The following is a 3,956-nucleotide window of genomic DNA, read 5'->3' as shown; positions in this document are numbered from 1 at the left end:
ATCACGAGGTACACATGAAAACTGCCCAGGAATACATAAGTGAGATTAAAACCCACATTATTGAAGTGAGTACCCAAGAACTACTGACAGCAATGCTTAACCCAGACGTGATCATTATCGATGTTCGTGAGCATGATGAGTTTACGACGGGCCATATAGAAGGCGCAGTGAATTTTCCTCGTGGCGTATTAGAGATGAAAATACACGAGCATCCTTTAGTCAGTCATCACTGTGAGTGGGTATTGGCATTAAATGAATTAGCTGATAAAGACATATACCTTATTTGTCGAACCGGTGGCCGTTCTGCACTGGCTGCTGCATCATTACAGGATATGGGCTTTAGCAAACCTATGTCTGTCGCCGGTGGCATGATGCAATGGCAACAAGATGGCTTTCCATTGGTGCCTCATAAGAAATAAATTAACTTAACATGAGTCAGCGTTATGTGGCTCATGGTTTATTATTTGCTGATAGCTGCGGTTAATGGCTAACGGTATTAATTGTTAACGGTGCTAATGGCTGATTGTGTATTCACTTTTAGAGTTGGTTAAGCGGGATTTTAAGATAGTAGTTATCCCTACCTTCAGCTATTGGCATATTACCCGCACGAATATTAATTTGAATTGCGGCTAATAATAGTTGTTGTATCTCAGAGCCAATATGGCGTTGTTGATGCCGTTTAATAAACTCTGCTAGAGTGACTTTCCCCCCTACCACACTGTTATAGCGTTTTTGCGCAATCACCGAAGTTTCTAACCCATTATCTGCACGTTTTTGTGCATGTGGATCATGGCCAACAAACACCCTAGTGCAATTTGGTAATGCCAATATTCGTTGAATTGAATGGTACAAGGTTATTGCGCTGCTATTAGGGAAATCAGCATTAACGGTGCCTAACTCCGGCGTAGACAAAGTATCGCCAACAAACACAACATCTTCAATAAGATAACTCACGCAGGTTGGTGTATGACCCGGTGTATGCATAATGTGAATATCTAAATGCCCCAGTTTAATGAGTTCTTCATCCACAAATAATTGTTCAAATTGCTCGCCATTACATTTAAAACTATCATCAAGATTCAGTAATCGCTTAAAGGTATGCTGAACTTTGGTGATGTGCTCGCCAATTCCGGTCATCCCTCCGCGTTTTTTCTTGATATAACAGGCCGCAGAAATATGGTCGCTGTGGGCATGGGTTTCTAAAATCCATTCAACTTCAAATCCATGTTCATCGATATGCTCAATGATGCTATCAGCAAAACTCGTGCTTATGGTGCCAGACGCCATGTCAAAATCTAAAACAGGATCAATAATCGCACATTGACGGGTAGCAATATCTGTCACCACGTACGTAATCGTATGGCTAGCTTGATGATAAAAAGGATCGATACGGATTCTACTCATGACACATTAACTCCCAACACAATACACAGGTATTTGTCAGATAAAGCCTCAGATTAATATTGGTAATATTCTCAACATCATTGAGTCAATGACTGAGGAGGGTTAATCACTACAGCATGATGTTAAATTAAACCATTAATGTAAACTGCGTATTAAGTCGCAACAAACAGCGAATTAATAAGCATTATATGATTTAAGCTCCGAAGAATAAGGCTTAATGATAAAGCCTTATTCACGCGGTGGTCTGCTAGTGTTCATTTTCGGCTATGGTTTTCGACTATGGCTTAGCAGTAACCGATGATGCAGGTGTTTCGATATCTTTTTTCAGTGAAAATGCGCCACGAATATCACCAAGGGAAAAGTTAATCGCTTTATCATCGGGATAGGTTTTGCTCAGCAATGCACTCACTTCCGGTTCAATATTACTGCCATGGCAACCTAAACATAATTGTTGCGCTGGTATGGCCTTCATATAACGAAACTGAGTTTTACCTTCATTGACGATAAATTCACTCGCCACGATTGGCTTATCTTCAGGTTGTTGTCCGGAGGCATTCACCAGCTCAAATTGCTGTAATTGCGATAACTCCCATTTATCTGGCGTATTGTCTGAATTACGCACACGCAAACTTGTTCGAGTCAGTGTCCAGCCCTCTTTCGAGTTTTCAGCGGCAATGGCAGGTGCAACCGATTTACACACCGACACCGCATTGATTAAGCCACCTTGTTTAATTGCGGCCTGTAACTGACCTTTTAACGCTTGGCTAAATTCGGCAATACGTTGATTAGCCTGTTGCTCAAGCACCTGCTGTTCCGTTAGTGATTCAGCATGGCAAAGGCTGCTCATGCCAGCAATCACTAATAACGCACTGATGTTACGTGCATTTAAAACCGTTTTTTTGTGCTTTGATGTTAATTTCATTATTTGTCATCCTCGTCTTCAAGTCGGGCAATTCCCATTAACTTCAGGGCATAATTTTCGTACATGGGTTCACTACTGCCAGTGCATCGTTCGGTCATAAGCGCTATAACACAATGAATACAAAGCTTGTGCCATATCACGCTAGTAAGGTTTAATCGCTTAAAATCATTAGCTTAAACAATATTGAAATTAACAGGATACCCATGCTAGGTTGTTGAGTGACAAATATGACATCGTAATGACATTTATCGTGCTATTAATGTCATTATAAAGGTTGGCCGATTAATATAAATCGCAAGCGAGAGTAACCAATGAACAACACCACCGTTGTACAATCTATGATAAACGCCATTGATAAACCGGCGATTTTTATTACTCCCGATTATGTGATCCATGCGGTTAACCAAGCCTATAGAGAAACCTATGATGCCGACGTTATTTTAGGCCAAAGTAAATGCCATCAAATCTCTCATCACAGTGACCAACCTTGCGATAAACACGGTGAGGAATGCCCGTTATTACAATGCCAGAGTACTAACCGAGCTGCCAGTGCAGTGCATATTCACAGCACAGTGCAAGGTAAGTCTTACTGCGACATTTTAATGAAACCCATAAAAGATAACAGTGGCATGGTATTGGGGTTTCTAGAGATTTTAGATGCTATAGATTACGCATCGACGGAATCAAAAAAAGGCACTATGGTCGGTCAGTCAGCGCCATTTAAACAGATGCTCAACAGGATTAATCGAGCATCTCAATCCAATATAGCGGTACTGTTACAAGGTGAAACTGGTTCAGGTAAAGAGTTAGTCGCTAAAGCGGTACATCAGGCCAGCAACCGAAATGATAAACCGTTTGTGGTGATTGAATGTACTGGGCTGAGTGAAAACCTGTTCGAAAGTGAGCTGTTCGGTTATGAAAAAGGTGCATTTACAGGGGCGACAAGCAGTAAAAAAGGCTTGATTGAAATAGCGCACGGTGGAACGGTATTTTTTGATGAAATTGGCGATGTACCGATGAACATGCAAGTGAAGTTACTCAGGTTACTTGAAACCCAGTGTTATCGTGCCGTCGGCGGATTAAAACAGAAACGTTCTGACTTTAGGCTAGTCAGTGCCAGCCATAAGAATTTACTCGATTTAGTAGAAAAAGGTGAATTTAGGCGCGACCTGTATTACCGCATTGCAGGATTTCCAATCTACTTACCGTCGTTACGTGAGCGCTATGATGACATTCCAACGCTGGTGAATCACTTTATAAAATATTCTGATTACAAACATAAAAAGTTTTCGAGCAATGCATTAACTCTTTTGGGTCGTTATGCATTTCCGGGGAATATTCGCGAATTGAAAAATATTATTGAGCAATCGGCACTTATCGCCAATGAGGATGTTATACACAGCAGTGATTTGCCTGAAAGCGTTCAACTTAGTCGCACATCTACGGATGAAACAATTGCTGTAAAACTTAACACCGAACTGATGACGTTAGATGACATGGAATGTGCGTACCTTTCGCAGGTATGTGAGCAATATGCAGGATCGCCAGCCGAACTAGCGATAACGCTTAATATCAGTGTGCGTACCTTATATCGAAAATTACAACGCTATGGTTTAAAGCTTAGCTAGCC

The 3,956-nt window shown here is 41.2% G+C and carries 4 protein-coding genes; 2 read left to right on the top strand and 2 right to left on the bottom strand.

From position 1 onward, the window contains the following. Nucleotides 1–14 precede the first annotated feature (14 nt). Nucleotides 15–419, top strand: a complete 405-nt coding sequence (locus CXF78_RS13840; protein WP_011637440.1) for a rhodanese-like domain-containing protein — start codon at nucleotides 15–17, stop codon at nucleotides 417–419. 118 nt (nucleotides 420–537) lie between these two features. On the opposite strand, the gene CXF78_RS13835 is transcribed toward CXF78_RS13840, so the two are convergent. Together CXF78_RS13835 and CXF78_RS13830 are read right to left on the bottom strand one after the other, a co-directional pair. Continuing rightward, on the bottom strand, nucleotides 538–1,404 hold the full coding sequence (locus CXF78_RS13835) for an MBL fold metallo-hydrolase (RefSeq protein WP_102037128.1): 867 nt from the start codon (nucleotides 1,402–1,404) through the stop codon (nucleotides 538–540). A gap of 277 nt (nucleotides 1,405–1,681) precedes the next feature. Next, complete coding sequence (locus CXF78_RS13830) at nucleotides 1,682–2,326, bottom strand: Tll0287-like domain-containing protein (protein WP_011637438.1); 645 nt, start codon at nucleotides 2,324–2,326, stop codon at nucleotides 1,682–1,684. Between the two features lie 311 nt (nucleotides 2,327–2,637). Between CXF78_RS13830 and CXF78_RS13825 the strand changes: the two genes are divergently transcribed. Further along, a complete protein-coding gene (locus CXF78_RS13825; RefSeq protein ID WP_011637437.1) occupies nucleotides 2,638–3,954 on the top strand; it encodes a sigma-54 interaction domain-containing protein in 1,317 nt (438 codons plus the stop codon). Nucleotides 3,955–3,956 lie beyond the last annotated feature (2 nt).

The organism is Shewanella sp. 11B5 (assembly GCF_002836795.1).
In the GTDB taxonomy this organism is placed as follows: domain Bacteria; phylum Pseudomonadota; class Gammaproteobacteria; order Enterobacterales; family Shewanellaceae; genus Shewanella; species Shewanella frigidimarina.
This window is presented reverse-complemented; position numbering and strand designations above follow the sequence as displayed.